General features: G+C 71.5%; 18 protein-coding genes. 9 read left to right on the top strand and 9 right to left on the bottom strand.

Features of this window, described 5'->3' with window-relative positions; genetic code table 11:
• The first annotated feature begins 35 nt into the window (after nucleotides 1–35).
• From EIO00_RS15355 to EIO00_RS15385, 7 genes are all read left to right on the top strand, one after another.
• Entirely contained in the window at nucleotides 36–554 is a 519-nt protein-coding gene (locus EIO00_RS15355; RefSeq protein WP_140179527.1) for a PH domain-containing protein, read from the top strand.
• A 152-nt stretch (nucleotides 555–706) separates the two neighbouring features.
• Nucleotides 707–2,236, top strand: coding sequence for a hypothetical protein (locus tag EIO00_RS15360; protein WP_140179529.1), 1,530 nt, complete (start codon nucleotides 707–709; stop codon nucleotides 2,234–2,236).
• A 98-nt stretch (nucleotides 2,237–2,334) separates the two neighbouring features.
• Nucleotides 2,335–2,778, top strand: a complete 444-nt coding sequence (locus EIO00_RS15365; protein WP_140179531.1) for a hypothetical protein — start codon at nucleotides 2,335–2,337, stop codon at nucleotides 2,776–2,778.
• On the top strand, nucleotides 2,775–4,085 hold the full coding sequence (locus EIO00_RS15370; protein WP_140179533.1) for an FHA domain-containing protein: 1,311 nt from the start codon (nucleotides 2,775–2,777) through the stop codon (nucleotides 4,083–4,085). The genes EIO00_RS15365 and EIO00_RS15370 overlap by 4 nt, the downstream gene beginning before the upstream one ends.
• Nucleotides 4,085–5,767, top strand: coding sequence for a cation:proton antiporter domain-containing protein (locus tag EIO00_RS15375; RefSeq protein ID WP_206664150.1), 1,683 nt, complete (start codon nucleotides 4,085–4,087; stop codon nucleotides 5,765–5,767). The genes EIO00_RS15370 and EIO00_RS15375 overlap by 1 nt, the downstream gene beginning before the upstream one ends.
• The gene (locus EIO00_RS15380) at nucleotides 5,767–6,552 is read left to right on the top strand and encodes a serine/threonine-protein kinase (RefSeq protein WP_140179535.1); all 786 of its coding nucleotides are present in this window, start codon (nucleotides 5,767–5,769) and stop codon (nucleotides 6,550–6,552) included. The genes EIO00_RS15375 and EIO00_RS15380 overlap by 1 nt, the downstream gene beginning before the upstream one ends.
• 200 nt (nucleotides 6,553–6,752) lie before the next feature.
• Entirely contained in the window at nucleotides 6,753–7,172 is a 420-nt protein-coding gene (locus EIO00_RS15385; RefSeq protein WP_161602730.1) for a mycothiol transferase, read from the top strand.
• Nucleotides 7,173–7,217: 45 nt separating this feature from the next.
• On the opposite strand, the gene EIO00_RS15390 is transcribed toward EIO00_RS15385, so the two are convergent.
• From EIO00_RS15390 to rlmN, 4 genes are all read right to left on the bottom strand, one after another.
• Nucleotides 7,218–7,652, bottom strand: a complete 435-nt coding sequence (locus EIO00_RS15390; RefSeq protein WP_140179539.1) for an HIT family protein — start codon at nucleotides 7,650–7,652, stop codon at nucleotides 7,218–7,220.
• Between the two features lie 144 nt (nucleotides 7,653–7,796).
• Nucleotides 7,797–8,606 carry a DUF1963 domain-containing protein gene (locus EIO00_RS15395; protein ID WP_140179541.1) on the bottom strand — a complete coding sequence of 270 codons (810 nt, stop codon included), beginning with the start codon at nucleotides 8,604–8,606 and terminating at the stop codon, nucleotides 7,797–7,799.
• A gap of 196 nt (nucleotides 8,607–8,802) precedes the next feature.
• Nucleotides 8,803–9,321, bottom strand: coding sequence for a DivIVA domain-containing protein (locus EIO00_RS15400; RefSeq protein ID WP_140179543.1), 519 nt, complete (start codon nucleotides 9,319–9,321; stop codon nucleotides 8,803–8,805).
• Nucleotides 9,322–9,324: 3 nt separating this feature from the next.
• Complete coding sequence (gene rlmN / locus EIO00_RS15405; protein ID WP_140179545.1) at nucleotides 9,325–10,458, bottom strand: dual-specificity RNA methyltransferase RlmN; 1,134 nt, start codon at nucleotides 10,456–10,458, stop codon at nucleotides 9,325–9,327.
• Nucleotides 10,459–10,545: 87 nt separating this feature from the next.
• On the opposite strand from rlmN, the gene EIO00_RS15410 reads away from it, so the two are divergent.
• The gene (locus EIO00_RS15410) at nucleotides 10,546–11,721 is read left to right on the top strand and encodes a suppressor of fused domain protein (protein WP_140179547.1); all 1,176 of its coding nucleotides are present in this window, start codon (nucleotides 10,546–10,548) and stop codon (nucleotides 11,719–11,721) included.
• 93 nt (nucleotides 11,722–11,814) lie between these two features.
• Here EIO00_RS15410 and EIO00_RS15415 read toward each other — a convergent pair whose 3' ends face one another.
• The 5 genes from EIO00_RS15415 to rpsB form a co-directional block, all read right to left on the bottom strand.
• Nucleotides 11,815–12,687 (bottom strand): phosphatidate cytidylyltransferase, encoded by an 873-nt coding sequence (locus EIO00_RS15415; RefSeq protein ID WP_140179549.1) that lies wholly within the window; start codon nucleotides 12,685–12,687, stop codon nucleotides 11,815–11,817.
• Nucleotides 12,687–13,244, bottom strand: a complete 558-nt coding sequence (frr, locus tag EIO00_RS15420; protein ID WP_140179551.1) for a ribosome recycling factor — start codon at nucleotides 13,242–13,244, stop codon at nucleotides 12,687–12,689. Before frr ends, EIO00_RS15415 begins: the two co-directional genes overlap by 1 nt.
• 63 nt (nucleotides 13,245–13,307) lie before the next feature.
• Nucleotides 13,308–14,072 (bottom strand): UMP kinase, encoded by a 765-nt coding sequence (pyrH, locus tag EIO00_RS15425; protein WP_241661373.1) that lies wholly within the window; start codon nucleotides 14,070–14,072, stop codon nucleotides 13,308–13,310.
• A gap of 99 nt (nucleotides 14,073–14,171) precedes the next feature.
• Nucleotides 14,172–15,008, bottom strand: a complete 837-nt coding sequence (tsf, locus tag EIO00_RS15430; protein ID WP_140179553.1) for a translation elongation factor Ts — start codon at nucleotides 15,006–15,008, stop codon at nucleotides 14,172–14,174.
• 93 nt (nucleotides 15,009–15,101) lie between these two features.
• Complete coding sequence (rpsB, locus tag EIO00_RS15435) at nucleotides 15,102–15,965, bottom strand: 30S ribosomal protein S2 (protein WP_140179555.1); 864 nt, start codon at nucleotides 15,963–15,965, stop codon at nucleotides 15,102–15,104.
• A gap of 299 nt (nucleotides 15,966–16,264) precedes the next feature.
• Here rpsB and EIO00_RS15440 point away from each other — a divergent pair, with 299 nt between their 5' ends.
• Nucleotides 16,265–16,765, top strand: a complete 501-nt coding sequence (locus EIO00_RS15440; RefSeq protein ID WP_241661370.1) for a murein hydrolase activator EnvC family protein — start codon at nucleotides 16,265–16,267, stop codon at nucleotides 16,763–16,765.
• The last annotated feature ends 61 nt before the right edge of the window (nucleotides 16,766–16,826 follow it).

Raw genomic sequence — 16,826 nt, forward strand, 5'->3', positions numbered from 1 at the left:
GGTGGGGAATCCCGACCTCGACGAGGGCGCCGCCGATGAACATGCAGGACATGATGGTGTTCCGCGACACCGCGTCGCGGACGGTCGACAAGTACCTGATGTCCTATGAGCGCAACGTCATCGCGGTGCGGCGACATCCCGCGGTGCTGTTGCAGGCGGCGGCCGAGACGCTGGGCGGACTGCTGGTGTCGGCCGGGGTGCATCTGTTCACCGGGTTCCCGCTGCTGTGGCTGCCCTGGCTGCTCCTGGTGGGCCGGCTGGGGTGGAAGGTGATCAGCTGGTCGGTGGAATTCTTCATCGTGACCGAGCACCGGGTGATGATGGTGACCGGCGTGCTCAACCGCAAGGTCGCGATGATGCCGCTGGCCAAGGTGGAGGACATCAAGCTGAACCGGTCGGTGCTGGGCCGGATGCTGGGGTACGGCGAGTTCGAGATCGAGTCCGCCGGCGACAAGCAGGCGCTGCGGAACATCACCTATATGCCGTATCCGGAGCAGCTCTACTTGGAGATCTCGTCCATGATCTTCGGCGCCGAGGACGAGTCCCCGGATTAAAACCTTCCCTTAAAGAAACCTTTTCCTGTCCTTTCCGGGACGGGGCCCTGTCCGTCCGAGAGCGCAGCCCTGTCGCCCACTGTTTTCAACCAGCTTCAGGGTTCTCGCATCTAACGCGGTGAGACGGCGATATCTCGGACCAGGGGATCAACATGCACTCCAGCCCACCGATCCGCGGCGACCTGACTCCCGAGTTGCTGCAGACATCCCAGTGGACCGACGAGCAGGTGAGCGCCGCCGGAATCCCGATCCACGACATTCCGTTCGTCACCGTGGGGGGCGGGATCGGATCTTTCGTCACGGTGGACTACCTCCGGATCTACGGGGTGCCGACCGACCGCATGCGGGTGTTGTCGAACATCGACACGCCCTGGGAGACTTACGAATATCTGACCCGGGTCTCCCAGATCCCTCGCCCCGAACGCATCCGCTCCGATTCCTCCTCCCGCCCGGACAACCTGTGGGGCTTCCCCTCCTACGCGCTGGAGGAGGCCTGGCGGGAGAAGAGGCTCAGCCATCTGTGGCAGATCGCCACCGAGCCGATCCTCAACGACTACTGGACCCCGCGCGCCGGCACGGTCTTCCGCGGACTCGAACGCGAGGCCAAGCGCATCTCCTATTGGGACATGCTGGTCAAGGGCCAGGTCCGGATGGTGCGCAAACGCGTCGGCGGAGGCTACTTCACCATCCTGACGCCGCCGGACGGGCTCAGCGAGACCCGGCGGGTGGCGTTCCGCTCCCAGTACGTGCACCTGGCGGTCGGCTATCCGGGCCTGAAGTTCCTGCCCGATCTGCAGGACTTCCGCGAGCGCCACCGGGACTACACCCGGGTGGTGAACGCCTACGAGCGGCACGAGCACGTCTATGAGGCGCTCAAGACCCGACCGGGCGTCGTGATGGTGCGCGGCGGCGGCATCGTCGCCTCCCGGGTGCTGCAACGCCTGATGGACGACCGGGAGGAGTTCGGCCTGCAGACGCAGATCGTGCACATCTTCCGCACGTTCGTCACCGGGTCGCACGGGCCGAACGTCTTCATGCGGCGCAAGGGCGGCCACGGCTGGGCCTATCAGGGCTTCAACTACCCCAAATCGGTCTGGGGCGGCCAGCTCAAGGCGCGGATGCGCAAGCTGGAGGGCGAGGACCGCAAGAAGCTCTACCAGGACATCGGCGGCACCAACACGCCCAAGCGGCGGCGCTGGCAGCAGCAGATGGCCAAGGGACGCAGGGAGAACTGGTACCACGCGTTCCAGGGCATGGTGGACAAGGTCGAGCCCGGACCCGACGGCCGGCTGATCAGCCATGTGCGCAGCAGCAACGGCCGGATCCAGCAGTACGTGTCGGACTTCATCATCGACTGCACCGGGCTGGAGGCCGACATCGCCGAGCACCGGGTGCTGGCCGACCTGCTGCAGCACGGCGGAGCGGAACGCAATCCGCTGGGCCGGCTGGAGGTGGAACGGCATTTCGAGGTGAAGGGCACCGCCAGCGGCGACGGGGCGCTGTACGCCTCGGGCGCGGCCACCCTCGGCGGATATTTCCCCGGAGTGGACACCTTCCTGGGATTGCAGATCGCCGCCCAGGAGATCGCCGACGATCTGGCCCGCCGGGGTTTCTGCAAGAAGATGGGACCGTTCCGGTCCACGTCGCAGTGGTTCAAATGGGCTTTTAACAAAGCCGTCTGATCTGCTCTCTCGGGGGGTTTTCCCGGGCCCCGGAAAGGGGCCGGACGATGCTCGTCCGCCGTGGTCGCCCGGCCCGTCAGGAAAAGGAAGGAACCATCGTGGTACCCACGCTGTTCGGCCGGATCCAAACCCGGCTCTTCCTGCTCGCAACGGTCGGCCTGGCGGTGACCGCGCTGATCGTGCCCGTGCTGCCAGGCACCGGAGACGCCGAACTCGCCGACCTGTACCGGACCGCCGTGGCGGTGCTCGCCGCCGTCGCGGTGCTCGGGGTGGCCTGGGAGTTCGTCTACCACGCCCTCATGCAGTTCCGCTGGGAGAAGGACTGGCCGACGCTGTTCGGCCTGCTCACCCTGATCAACGAGGGCCTGCTGGTGTGGGCGCTGCTGGCGCTGGAGGCGATCCCGGGGGTCGCGGTGAACCCGCCCGCCGCGGCGTTCTGGACCCACTTCCTCGCGGTGTGGCTGGCGGTGTGGCTGGTGGCGAACGGTCCGATGCGGGTGCCCTTCATCCGCTGGAGGTTCCGGGGAGGGCGCCTGGTATGAACCGTCCCCATCGCGACGCGCAGTCCCCGGCCCCTCCCCCCGGCGTCCCCTCCGGCCCGGTGGTGCGGCCGCTGACGGGCGACGGGCTGGTCGCCCATGTCGGCGGGCTGCTGCTGGCCTGCGACGCCGCCGACGAACTGACCGAGCGGCTCCTGCAGGCGCTGTGGGCCGCCTCGGGCGAGGGCGGCGGCCCCGACGCCGGCCGCGCCCTGATCCGGAACGTGGCGCAGGTGCTGGCCGGCGCGATGACCACGTCGACGGCCGCCTGCGCGGTGGCCGGCCCCGCCGACGGGGGAACGGCGGTGCTGGTCTGCGGAAACGCCACGGTGACCGTGTCCGGCGGTGAAGGCGAGCTGACGCTGGGCGGGCAGACCGCGCTGACCTGGACCGACCGGTTCGTGAACGGTCCGGCGAGCCGGATCGAGCTGCGGCTGGCGACGGCCGGGGAGCCGCACCCGCGGGCACGGCTCGACGCCGGCGCGGTTCCCGGCGGCGGCCTGCAGTGGACGGCCGGCCCGGCCGACGCCGCCCGGCCCGTCCGGCACTCCGAGCGGAGCGGAGCGCAGGCCCACCGGCCCCCGGAGGCCCCGACCGACCCGCGCCGCGAGGTCCCCGCGGACGCGCCCGCCGCGCCGCGACGGGCCGACGCCCTCACCCCGCCGGGCACGCCGCCGACGCCTCATGAGCCCGCCGCACAGGCGACGCCCGGCGACGTCCCCGACGAGGACATCAGGTCGCAGCCGTTCGAGTCGGTGCTGCTGGTCCGGACGGCGGACGCGCCCGCCGCGCCCGCGCCGCCGCCCGCCCGGCCCGACCTCGAACCGGACTCCCGCCCCGAGGTGTGGGGCGCGGAGTGCAAGAACGGGCACTTCAACGATCCTCGCGCCCACTACTGCGAGGTGTGCGGCATCTCCATGGGCCAGCTCACGATGATCCCGCGGCGCGGCCCGCGTCCCCCGCTGGGCGTGCTGCTGCTGGACGACGGGATGGTGCTGCGGCTGGACACCGACTACGTGATGGGCCGGGACCCGGAGCGGGCCGAGCCGGTCGCCGCCGGCACGGCGCGTCCCGCCCGGGTCGACGACCGGAACGGCTCGGTGTCGCGCCGGCACCTGCACGTGATGCTCAAGGACTGGGACGTGATGCTGGTCGACCTGGGCTCGGTGAACGGCACCTATGTGATCCCGCCGGGCGAGTCGGAGTACCAGCAGATCCCCACCGGCACCCCCGTCCAGATCTGGCCGGGCACCACGGTGCGGCTGGGAGCCTCGCGCAGCTTCCGCTACGAATCGCACAGGAAGCGTTGATGCGGGTCGACCTTCTGCTGCTGGACATCGTCATCGTCCTCGCGCTGGCCCGGCTGCTGGGCGCGGGCGCCCGGCTGATCGGCCAGCCCGCGGTGGTCGGCGAGATCGTGGCCGGGATCGTGCTGGGCCCGACGCTGCTGGGCGATCCGATCGGCGGGGAGCTGTTCCCCGCCGACCTGCGGCCGATGCTCAAGGGCCTGGCCGACGTGGGCCTGGTGCTGTTCATGTTCGTGGTCGGCCTGGAGCTGGACCGGCGGCTGGTGCGCGGCAGGGGCCGGATCGCCGTGGGCGTGTCGCTGGGTTCGACGCTGCTGCCGTTCGGTCTGGGCTGCCTGGCGGCGCTGTGGCTGGCCCCCGACCACGACCGGGGCCGGACGCTGCCGTTCGTGCTGTTCTTCAGCGCGGCCGTGTCGGCGACGGCGTTCCCGGTGCTGGCCCGCATCCTGACCGACCGGCAGATGCACCGCACCCGGCTGGGCGGGCTGGCGCTGGCCTGCGCGGCCGTGGTCGACGTGCTGACCTGGACGGTGCTGGCGGTGGCGGTCGCCATCGCCGGGGCGGGGGGATCCGACCCCTGGCGGGTGGCGCTGGCGGCGCCGTTCGCGCTGGTGATGTTCCTGGGCGTGCGGCCCCTGCTGCGACGGCTGGTGCCGGTCCATGAGCGGGCCGGGCGGCTGACGCCCGACCTGCTGGCGGTGGTGCTGGCGGGACTGTTCGCGTCGGCGTGGGCCGCCGAGTGGATGCACGTCCACTTCATCTTCGGGGCGTTCCTGTTCGGCGCGGTGATGCCGCGGGCGGGCGCCGAGCGGCTCAACCACGAGATCCTCCAGCGGCTGGAGCAGCTGACGGTGCTGTTGCTGCTGCCGATGTTCTTCGTGGTGGCCGGGATGTCGGTGGACCTGACCGCCCTGGAGGCGAGCGGCGTCGGCGCGCTGGCGGTGATCCTGCTCGTGGCGATCGGCGGCAAGCTGGGCGGCGCCTACGCGGCGGCCCGGCTGCAGCGGATCCCGGGCCGTCAGGCGGCGGCGCTGGCCGCGCTGCTCAACACCCGCGGGCTCACCGAGATCGTGATCCTGAGCGTGGGCCTGGACGAGGGCGTCCTGGACACCGAGCTGTATTCGCTGATGGTGGTGACGGCGTTGGTCACCACCGCGATGACCGGTCCGCTGCTGAATCGGGTCCATCCGGCCCGGCAGGTCGAGCGGGACCTGGCCGAGGCGCGGCGCATGGCCGCGGGACCGCGGGTCGACCGGCGGGTGCTGGTGGTCGTGGAGGATCCCGAGCGGGTCGGCGGACTGGCCGAGATCGCCCGGGCGGAGGCGGCCAGCACCGGTTCCCGCGAGGTGCTGCTGGTCCATCTGCGGCCCTGCCGGACCGAACGGCCGGAGGTCGGGCCGGGCCTGTCGGCGGAGCTGGCCGAGATGGCCGACGCCATGGCCCGGCTGGAGGAGCTGGCCGCCGCGATCCGCGCCGAGGGGCCGCCGGTCCGGGTGGTCAGCCGGTTCGCCGCCGACGCGGCCGCCGAGCTGCCCGAACTGGTGGCCGGCGCCGAACCCGACGTGATCGTCATCGCCTCGACCGTCCCCGGACACGCCGCCGTGCGGCGCGCCGCCGGGCGGCGGGTCACCGTGGTCGATCCGACCGAGCGCCGGGTCGTTCAGCCGGCGGGAAAGGACATCTGATGCAGGGCATCGCCGACTACGACTTCATCCGCTCGCTCGGGAGGGGCAACCACGGCGAGTTCTTCCTGGCGCGCCGGCCCGAGCGGCTGCCGATCACGGACGAGTACGTGGTCGTCAAGGTGCTCGGCGGAACGGGCGAGGACGCCTTCCGCCGCGCCACCCGGGAGCTGAAGGCGTTCGCCGCCGTCCGCTCCCCGCACCTGGTGACGCTGTACGACGCCGGACAGCAGGCGGGGGTCTTCTACTACTCCATGGAGTACCTGCCGGACGGGTCGCTGGCCTCTCCGGCCAGGCCGCGCGGCCTGGCCGACTATCACCGGGCGCTGGCCTGCGCCGCCCGCGCGGCTCAGGCCCTGCACGAGGCGGGGATCGTGCACCGCGACATCACCCCGTCCAACGTGCTGCTCACCGAGAACGGCGGCAAGCTCGCCGACCTGGGGTTGGCGCAGGTGCTGACCCAGGGCGCCACGATCACCGGAATGGGGGCGCTGCCGTCGGTGGAGTTCACCGATCCGGCGCTGTTGCGCGGGGATCCGGCGACCACCGCGGTGGACGTGTGGTCGCTGGGCGCGGTCCTGCACCGGTTCACCGCCGGGACGGGCCTCTACGGGGGTCTGCCGGTGCACGACCCGCTGTTGACGCTGCGCACGGTCCTCAGCACCCCGCCCATGATCAGCGACGGCCTTCCCCCGAAGGTCGCCGACCTGGTCCGTTCCTGCCTGGACGAGCCGAGCGCCCGTCCCACCGCCGCCGAGTTCGCCGAACGCCTGGAGGCTCTGGCCTAGCCGGCCGCCGTCGGCCCCGGACCGCCCGGCGTCGGCGCCGGGCCGGCCGATCGGCGGGCGGATCCGCGCCGGCCCGGTCTGATCCGCACCCCGTTCTCATGATCAGATGGAGGCCGGTGCCGCCGCCCCGGAGGACCCGTGACCGAAATGGATCTGCCGCTGGACTTCCTCGGCAGGCAGCGTGCCGCGGTGCTGCGCAAGTGCGCCGATCTCTGACCGAGGAGGCCGCGCACCGCCGGCCGCTGCCGGAGACCTCTCCGCCGATGACGGTGGCGGGGCCGCTCAGCCACCTGCGGTGGGTGGAGTACAACCGGTTCGAACGGGTGCTGCTCGGCGGCCCGGATCTGGCGCCGTGGACCGAGGAGGATCCGAACCGGGACTTCCGCGTCGACGACGTTCCGCTGGACCGGCTGGTGAAGGACTACCGGCGGCAGTGCGCCCGGTCGGTTGAGATCGTGCGGTCGGTCGATCCGGACCGGCGCGCGACCGTCCTGCACCCTCGGTACGGCAGCACGACCGCGCGCTGGATCGTGCTGCACATGATCGAGGGGACCGCCCGGCACGCCGGTCATCCCGACATCATGCGCGAGCTCCTCGACGGCCGGACCGGATGCCCCTGAACCCGCCGGCACCGTGCGCCCCGGGCGACCGCTCCGAGTCGTGCGCTATCGGGGCCCGCGCAACGCCTCGCGCAGGCGGGCCGCGTAGTCCGCGGCCTCCTCCTCGGAGGCGTACTGGACCCGAGGCCAGAAGAACCCGCGCAGCCCGTCCTTGCGATTGCGGGGAACCACGTGGACGTGCAGATGGGGCACGCTCTGGCTGACCCGGTTGTTCATCGCCACGAACGACCCGGCCGCGCCCAGCGCCTCCTCCATGGCGGCGGCCAGCCGCTGGGCGTGTCCGAACAACGGCGCCAGCAGCTCGGGAGGCAGCTCGGGAAGGGTCTGGTGGTGCTCCTTCGGCACGAGCAGCGTGTGCCCTTTCAGCAGCGGCCGGCTGTCCAGGAACGCCAGCGCCTCCGCGGTGTCCAGCACCACATGGGCCCGGTGCTCGCCCTTGACGATCCCGCAGAAGACACAGCTCCCCGCCGCGCCCGGCATTCGTCCTCCCTGCGCCTCCCGGCTCCGCACGACGTCCGCGCGAAGTCCCCTCGGTGTCCCCGGGGCGTCCCCGCGGCGTTCGTGCGAAGCCCGTCCGACGATCGCGCTGCACAGCCTACGGCGCGGAGGGCGGGCGGGGCCGCGTCAACGGGCCTGGAGGATGAGCCAGGAGTCCTCCAAGGGCGCGGATCTGCGGCTGCAGAAGTAGACGCGGCCGGGGTCCCCCCAGTGCCAGCCGAGACGCTCGTCGGAGTCCAGTTGCAGCAGATGGCACCACTCGTCGACGTCGGCCTGGTCGGGGGGCGGGAGGGGAAGGTCGGGGTCGCGGCCGCTGGAGGCGTGCTCGGCCTCGGCGGTCACCGGGCGTTGGACGACGACGGGCCAGCCGCCGACCTGGTGGACGGGGTCGTCGGGCCAGATGTGCTGCAGCCAGGCGGCGTACAGCTGCTCGTAGACGGCCAGGATGCCGGTGTAGCGGGACTCGACCCGTTGCAGGACCGGCTCCTGCGGGGCCGGCAGGGACAGGAACGGGACGGCGTCCAGGGTGCGGGGCGGCGCGCACCGGACGCCCTCGGGAGGCGTCGTCTCGACCAGATCACCGGTGAAGACCCGCCAGCCGTCGCGTTCCTCGGCCCGGCTGCCCCACGGACGGGGGACGCGGCTCGCATAGTAGAAAGCGGCGCGGCCGCTCCGGGGGATGTCGGGCTGCGGAAGGACGGCGGCCAGTTCGGCGAAGTCGACGACGGCCAGGAAATCCAGAGGGCGTCCGGCCCAGCGGGGCCAAGACGCATCGGGCGGGAGCAGGGGCGTGCCGCCCAGGCGGACGGCCTTGCCCCGGCCGCCGAGCCGGAGTGCGGGCCGGGCCAGGGGCACGATCGCGGCGCTGACCTCGGGAGCGAGGAAGACGCCGAACAACGAGTGCAGCCGCCGACGCTCGGTGAGGATCCAGTCCATGCCAGGTAGCGTCTCCCGAGCGCCGACGAATGACCAGAGCCTTTTACGATTGTGGATAACCTTTCACGGCGGCCGTTCTTCGATCACGAGCCGAGGCCGCCGATCATCTTTTTCCGTCGATTCCGCATTTTCCCACCGCACCCGAAAAGGCGGCATACCTCACGCCCGCCGGAATCGACCGGCTCGATGAAAAGGCTCAGCGCTCCCCCGGCTCCAGCGCATCGGCCAGCCGGTCGAGGAAACGGTCCACCTCGTGCCGGTCGTACCCCAGCCCGAGGCGCACGGTCCGGAACGAGGCCGCGCGCACCTCCGCCGCGCCGACCATGGGCCCCTCCCCGCGCAGCCCCGCGACCACCTGGCTCAGGAAAGCGTCCACGTCCCGGGCGTCGTATCCGGTGCGCTCACCGGACCGCGAGGTGAACCGCACGGCCTCGATCCAGTCGATCACGCGGGTCGGGTCGATCGGGGGACGGGCGGGCGTCCGGCGCGGCGGCGCCATCCGGGCCCGCAGCTCGGCGATGCTCTCATACAGGAACCGGTCCACCGCCCGCTGGTCGTATCCCCGCAGCACCACCGCGAACCGGGTGCGCATCACATCCTCGGGAGTGACCTCCCACGATCCGGTGCGCAGAGCCCGGTCGATGCGCTCGGCGACCGCATCGACCTGTGCGCAGTCGTATCCCCGCAGCACCACCGGGAAGCGCCGCTCGTGCATTCCTCACTCCGTGGCGGCGGCCAGCTGTCCGCAGGCGCCGTCGATCTCCCTTCCCCGGGTGTCGCGCACGGTCACCGGCACGCCGTGGGCCTCCAGCCGGGCCACGAACTCCCGCTCGTCGCGCGGACGCGAGGCGGTCCACTTCGATCCCGGCGTCGGGTTCAGCGGGATCAGGTTGACATGGGCCAGCCGCCCCTTCAACAGCCTGCCCAGCAGATCGGCCCGCCAGGCCTGGTCGTTGACGTCCCTGATCATCGCGTACTCGATCGACACCCGACGGCCGGTGCGATCGGCGTACGCCCAGGCGGCGTCCAGCACCTCGCGGACCTTCCAGCGGGTGTTGATCGGCACCAGCTCGTCGCGCAGCTCGTCGTCGGGCGCGTGCAGCGACACCGCCAAGCGGACCGACAGGCCCTCGGCGGCCAGCTTCTCGATGGCCGGGACCAGGCCGACCGTGGAGACGGTCACCGAACGCTGGGAGATGCCCAGGCCGTGCGGAACCGGGTCGGTGATCCGGCGGATCGCGCCGAGCACCGCCTTGTAGTTGGCCAGCGGCTCGCCCATGCCCATGAACACCACGTTGGACACCCGGCCGGGCCCTCCGGCGATCTGCCCGCGGGCCAGCGCCCGGGCGCCCGCCACGACCTGCTCGACGATCTCCGCCGTGGACAGGTTGCGGGTCAGCCCCGCCTGCCCGGTGGCGCAGAACGGGCAGTTCATGCCGCAGCCGGCCTGCGAGGACACGCACATGGTGACCCGGTCGGGGTAGCGCATGAGCACCGACTCCACCAGCGTGCCGTCGAACAGCCGCCAGACCGTCTTGCGGGTCGCCCCGCCGTCGCAGTCCAGCGCCCGGACCCGGGTCAGCAGCGGCGGCATCAGCTCGGCGGACAGCCGCTCGCGGGCCGCGGCGGGCAGGTCGGTCATCTGCGCCGGGTCGTCGACCAGCCGGGCGAAGTAGTGCCGCGACAGCTGATCGGCACGGAACGGCCTCTCCCCCAGCTCCGCCACGGCCTGACGGCGTTCGGCGGAGGTCAGATCGGCCAGGTGACGCGGCGGCTTGGCCCGGCGCGGGGCCACGAGGGTGAGCTTGCCGGGCTCCGGCGGGGCGGGAGCCGGCCGAGTGGTGGCAGACATGGTCCCTCCAGTGTGGCAAACACCGGGTGATGCCTTCACCGTGCGACCACCGTGCGACGCCCACGGCGGCCTACTACAGTGCGGATCATGGCGGTTTTGCGCAGAACTCCGGGCTCCTCCCGGTCCACCGCCCTCGATGCGGGGACACAGGTCCTGCTCTCCGACATCAGCCCGTACGGCAGCCGCCGTCTCACCGTGGAGACCGACGGCGTCACCACCGCGGCCTACCTGCGGGACGCCCTGGACACGGTGATCGGAGCGACGTGGATCGCCAACCACCAGCCGGCCCAGGCGGGGATGGATCTGGCCCGGCTGAACGCGGGCCTGACGCCGATGATGCCCGCCGGCCGCACCCGGCACCCCCAGGGGCGGACCGCGTTGGACCCCGACGCGCTGGAGGTGGTCTGGTTCGAGGAGGGCGACGGAGCGGCGGTGCTGGAGTCCGGCGAGCCGCTGTGCGTGATCCCGGCCTGGTCCGACATGAACCGCGGGATCCCCGGCTACACCCGCGACGTGACCGCCCAGAGCCCGTTCGCCTTCCCGCTCGAGGAGGAGATCGAGGAGTTCGCCGCGCGGATCGAGCGGTCCCGGGCGTTCTGGCGGTGGTGCCGCACCGAGGGCGCCTGGGCGCAGTTCCAGCAGTCGGTGCTCGGGCATCTGCTCAACCGGCTCGGCCCGGGCGGACACTACTGGCACGACGTGGGACGGCAGTTCCGCGGCCCCGGCGCCGCCCCCGGCGCGGCCCCGCTGGTGAGCGTGTCGGAGCGGCCCGCCCGCCCGGGACGGGACTTCACCGTGCTGAGCACCCTCGGCATGAGCCGCCAGCGGATGCCGACGGTGGAGCTGTATGAGGACGACGTCTCCGCCTACGCGCGGATCGAGCTGGCGGTGGCGACCACGCTGCCGAGCCGGCGGGCGGGCAGCATCTTCCCGTGGCTGGCCCAGTATCCGTGGCGTTCGGTGACCTGGTTCGCCCCCGGCGACATGGTGAAGTGGTACCACGAGCCGAAGACGTTCCCGCTGAACGCCTCCGACGCCGCGGACCCGCGCTGGACGGGCGTCCTGCTGCTCGACGATCCCGCCCGCCTGCCCGGTCCACAGGCCCCCGACCTGACCGGGCTGACGGTCGACGGCGATCCCGTGCGCTGGCTGTGGCTGGTGCCGATCACCGACGCCGAGCGCCGATACGCCAAGGAGCACGGGTCCGGCGCGCTGGTGCGCCGACTGCGCGAAGAGGGCCGCTCCTGGGTGGTCACCGCCTGACGGGACCCGGCCGCAGGACGGGGCCGGATCCCCTCCGGCCCGCCGGGCGTCCTCACCGCGGCGCCGAAGGGCCGGGCCGCTCCGGGGGCGGGATCAGGAGGAGCCGACGAAGAGTTCCAACAGCAGCCAGATCACCGGCGCGGTCATGATCAGGGAGTCCAGGCGGTCCATCACCCCGCCGTGCTCGGGCAGCAGCGTTCCCAGGTCCTTCAGCCCCAGGTCCCGCTTGATCATCGACTCCACCAGGTCGCCGACGACCGCGGCGCACACCGCCGCCGCGCCGATCAGCGCCCCCTGCCACAGGTGCCCGTCGTCCAGCCGCCAGGGCACCAGCCAGGCCCCGACGATCATGCAGGCGAGCGCCGACCCGGCGAAGCCCTCCCAGGTCTTCTTGGGGCTGATGGTCGGCGCCATCTTGTGCCGGCCCAGATACGAGCCGGCGAAATAGCCGCCGATGTCGCTGGAGACGGTGACGGCGATGAAGATCGCAATGCGGTCGGCCCCGTCGTCGGCGGCCAGCATCAGGGCGACGATCCCGCCCATCAGCATGAGGTAGCCGACGATGAACAGCGCCGCCGTGGCGTCTCGGACGTACCCCTCGGCGCCCGCCCGCATCCGCCAGGTCAGCAGCGCCAGCACGGTCAGCGCGAGCGCCGCCGCCAGCCCGACCGGGCCGGCCAGATAGGCGGCCAGCAGGGCGGCGACGATGCCCGCGACGGCGGGCGCCTGCGGCACCCGGACGTCCCGGGAGGCGAACGCCTGGGTCAATTCCCGCACCGCCAGGGCCAGGAACGCCGTCATGACGCCGAGGAAGATCTCCTTTACGGTGTAGAGGGAGACCAGGACCACGGCGCCGAGGGCCAGCCCCACCCCCACGGCGACGGGGAGGTTACGGCCGGCGCGACCGGTGGGCGCGGAGGGGTCGGCCGGGGACTGGGACGTCTCCCGGCCGCGTGCGGCTTCCATCAAACCTCGAGCAGCTCCGCCTTCTTGTGCTCAAGAAGCTCGTCGATCTGAGCGACGTACTTGTGCGTGGTGTCGTCGAGTTCCTTCTCCGCGCGCCGCACCTCGTCCTCGCCGGCCTCACCGTCCTTGGCCAGCTTGTCGAGGGCGTCCTTGGCGCGGCGCCGGATGTTCCGGATGGAGATCTTGCTCTCCTCGGCCTTGCTTCCGGCGATCTTGATGTACTCGCGACGGCGCTCCTCCGACAGCTCCGGGAAGACCACCCGGATGACGTTGCCGTCATTGCTCGGGTTGACGCCCAGGTCGCTCTCGCGGATCGCCTTCTCCACCGCGGCCATCGAGGACTTGTCGAAGACCTGCACGACCACCAGCCGCGGCTCGGGCACCGTGAAGGAGGCCAGCTGGTTGATCGGCGTCGGCGTGCCGTAATACTCGGCGGTGATCTTGCTGAACATGGCGGGCGTGACCCGACCGGTGCGAATGCCCGCGAGGTCGTCCTTGGCGACCGCTACCGCCTTCTCCATCTTCTCTTCGGCTTCGAAGAGGATCTCCTCGATCACTTCGGGCTCCCGTCACCTTGTCCTGCGCCTGCCTGCCGCCCGGCCGTACGGCCCCGCGGCCGGTCAACCGTCCGTCGGGCTGACCAGCGTGCCGATCTTCTCGCCGCGGACGGCCCGAACGATATTGCCCTGTCCCATCAGGTCGAAGACCACGATAGGCAGGTTGTTGTCCATGCAGAGGCTGATGGCCGTGGCGTCCATGACCTTCAGCCCGCGCTGTAGGACCTCACCGTAGTCCAAATGGTCGAACTTGACCGCGTCCGGATTCTTCCGTGGGTCGGCGTCGTAGACGCCGTCGACCTGGGTGCCCTTGAGCACCGCCTCGGCGCCGATCTCCAGGGCGCGCTGCGCCGCGCAGGTGTCGGTGGAGAAGAACGGCTGACCCAGCCCCGCCCCGAAGATCACGACCCGGCCCTTCTCCAGGTGCCGGATGGCGCGGCGGGGGATGTAGGGCTCGGCGACCTGCCCCATCGTGATGGCGGTCTGGACCCGGGTGTCGAGGCCGAGTTTCTCGCAGAAGTCCTGCAGTGCCAGGCAGTTGATCACCGTGCCCAGCATGCCCATGTAGTCGGAACGGCCGCGATCCATGCCGCGCTCGGCCAGCTGGGCGCCGCGGAACATGTTGCCGCCCCCGCAGACCACCGCGACCTGGGTCCCCTCGCTCACCGCTTCGGCGATGGCCTTGGCGACGTGCTGCACCACCGCCGGGTCGATGCCCAGCGGCTCGGCGCCGGCGAACGCCTCGCCGGACAGCTTCAGCAGCACCCGCTTCCAGCCGCCCCGGGGCAGGCCCGGATGCGCTGAGGGCCGCTGTGACGACGAGGCCACCGTCGTGCTGGCGGTCGGTTCATGCTCCACGGCGGCGGCCTCCTCGTCGTAGCGGATGTGCGTGTGTGCCTGGCTCAGGGATACCTCCGAGCAGGGCTGTTATGCCTGCCCCACCTTGAAGCGGACGAACCGCTTGACGGTGACCCCGGCCTCTTCGAGCACCTTGCCGATCGTCTTCTTGTTGTCCTTGACGAACTGCTGCTCGACCAGGACGAAGTCGCGGAAGTAGGCGTTGACCCGGCCCTCGACGATCTTCGGGATGGCCTTCTCGGGCTTGCCCTCCTCGCGGGTGATCTGCTCGGCCAGCGCCCGCTCCTTCTCGATCGCCTCGGCCGGCACGTCGTCGCGGGTCAGGTACTTGGGCGCCATCGCCGCGATCTGCTGGGCGATGTCCTTGCCGACCTGCGGGTTCTCGGTGTCCAGCTCCACCAGCACACCGGTGGTCGGCGGCAGCGACGGGTCGGACTTGTGCAGGTAGCTGGCCACGTAGGCGCCCTTGAAGTGGGCGAAGCGGCGCAGCTCCAGCTTCTCGCCGATCTTGGCGCTGTTCTCCTCGATCAGCGCCTGCACGGTCTTGCCCGGCTCGATCTCCATGCCGAGCAGAGCCGGGACGTCGGCCGCGTCGGACTCGGCGGCGAACTTGACGATGCGGTCGGCCAGCTCGATGAAGCCGGCGTTCTTGGCCACGAAGTCGGTCTCGCAGTTGAGCTCCAGGAGCGCGCCGTCGCCGGAGTCGCGGAAGTACTCGGTGACCAGGCCGTTGGCGGCGGTGCGCTCGGCGCGCTTGCCGACGTCCTTGGCGCCCTTCAGGCGCAGGAGCTCCACGGCCTTGTCGAAGTCGCCCTCGGCCTCGGTCAGCGCGTTCTTGCAGTCCATCATGCCGGAGCCGGTCAGCTCCCGGAGCCGCTTGACGTCGGCGGCGGTGAAGTTCGCCATCGTGTGAAAGTCTCTCTCGTCAGTTCGTGTGGTCCGGCTGCGGCTCCGGGCGGGCGGGCCGTGCCCGGCCGCGGCCCGCCCGGAGCGCTGCGATCAGGCCTGCTGGTCGTTCTTCTCGTCCGCCTGCGGAGCGGCCTCGGCGTTCGCGGCGGGCTCGGCGGCGGGCTGCTCCTTGCCCTCCAGCAGCTCGCGCTCCCACTCCGGCAGCGGCTCGGCGCCGGCCGCGCCCTCGGCGGGCTTGTCGGACTCGCCGGTGGCGGCCCCGGCCCGGGCGATCAGGCCCTCGGCGACCGCGTCGGCGACCACGCGGGTCAGCAGGCTGACGCTGCGGATCGCGTCGTCGTTGCCCGGGATCGGGTAGTCGACCTCGTCGGGGTCGCAGTTGGTGTCCAGGATCGCCACCACGGGGATGCCCAGCTTCTGGGCCTCGTTGACGGCGATGTGCTCCTTCTTGGTGTCCACGATCCAGATCGCGCTGGGGACCTTGGACATGTCGCGGATGCCGCCGAGGGTGCGCTCGAGCTTGTCCTTCTCGCGCTTGAGGCCCAGCAGCTCCTTCTTGGTCATGCCGGAGCCGGCGACGTCGTCGTAGTTGATCTCCTCCAGCTCCTTGAGCCGGGTGAGCCGCTTGTGCACGGTGGAGAAGTTGGTGAGCATGCCGCCCAGCCAGCGCTGGTTGACGTACGGCATCCCGACCCGCTGCGCCTGCTCGGCGATGGCCTCCTGGGCCTGCTTCTTGGTGCCCACGAACAGGATGGTCCCGCCGTGCGCGACGGTCTCCTTGATGAACTCGTAGGCGCGATCGATGTAGGACAGCGACTGCTGCAGGTCGATGATGTAGATGCCGTTGCGCTCGGTGAAGATGAAGCGCTTCATCTTCGGGTTCCAGCGCCGGGTCTGGTGGCCGAAGTGAACGCCGCTCTCCAGCAGCTGCCGCATGGTGACGACGGGTGCCATCCCGTGTACTCCTGTCCGGCCCTCTCGCTCAGGGCCCTGGTCTCTCGGTTGCCTGCCCGCGCCCGGACACGCCCCGCCGCCGACGTCGTCGGCGGACCGAGAGTTTGTGCCCCACCGCGGAGGCGGTGGCAACGGGCGCGTGAATTCGGTCGCCTGGATCCTCCATACGACCGTCGGGTCAAGTCTATGGGATGTCCGCTCGCCTCGCGGCATCGGCGGGTTCGGGCCCGTGGTCACGGTCGTCCACACCTCCCGGCGCCTGTGGCGCCGCTCGGGCCGGGCCGATGAGGATCCGCTCCATGATCCCTGTCGTCTTCGCGCTCGCCGTGACGTTGATCCCGCCGGCCGCGCCGTCGCCGCGGCCCGGTCAGTGGGGCTGGCCGCTGTCTCCGCCCCCCGCGGTGATCAGGACCTTCGACCCGCCCGCCGCGCCCTGGGGCGCCGGCCACCGCGGGGTGGACCTGGCGGCCCGCCCCGGGCAGCCGGTGTACGCGGCGGGGGCGGGACATGTGTCGTTCGCCGGTCGCATCGCCGGATACGGGGTCGTCGCGATCACCCACGGCCGGGTCCGGACGACCTACCTCCCCGTGGAGCCCGCGGTCGAGGCGGGTCGTCCGGTCGCCGTCGGCACCCGGATCGGCACCGTCCAGGACCGGCCGGGTCACTGCGGCCTCCGCCACTGCCTGCACTGGGGGCTGCGCCGGGATCTGCACTATCTGGATCCGCTGTCCCTGCTCCGCTCCCAGGTGCGGCTGCTCCCCCTCTGGCCTCCGGCGGGCCCGCCCGCTCGTCCGCGCTGACCCCGCACCGGCGGCCCACCGGCGTCGCCGTGCGGGCCGCCGGTGCGGAACCGACGGCGTC

The sequence above is a fragment of the Thermomonospora catenispora genome, from assembly GCF_006363815.1.
GTDB classification, from domain to species: Bacteria; Actinomycetota; Actinomycetes; order Streptosporangiales; family Streptosporangiaceae; genus Thermomonospora; species Thermomonospora catenispora.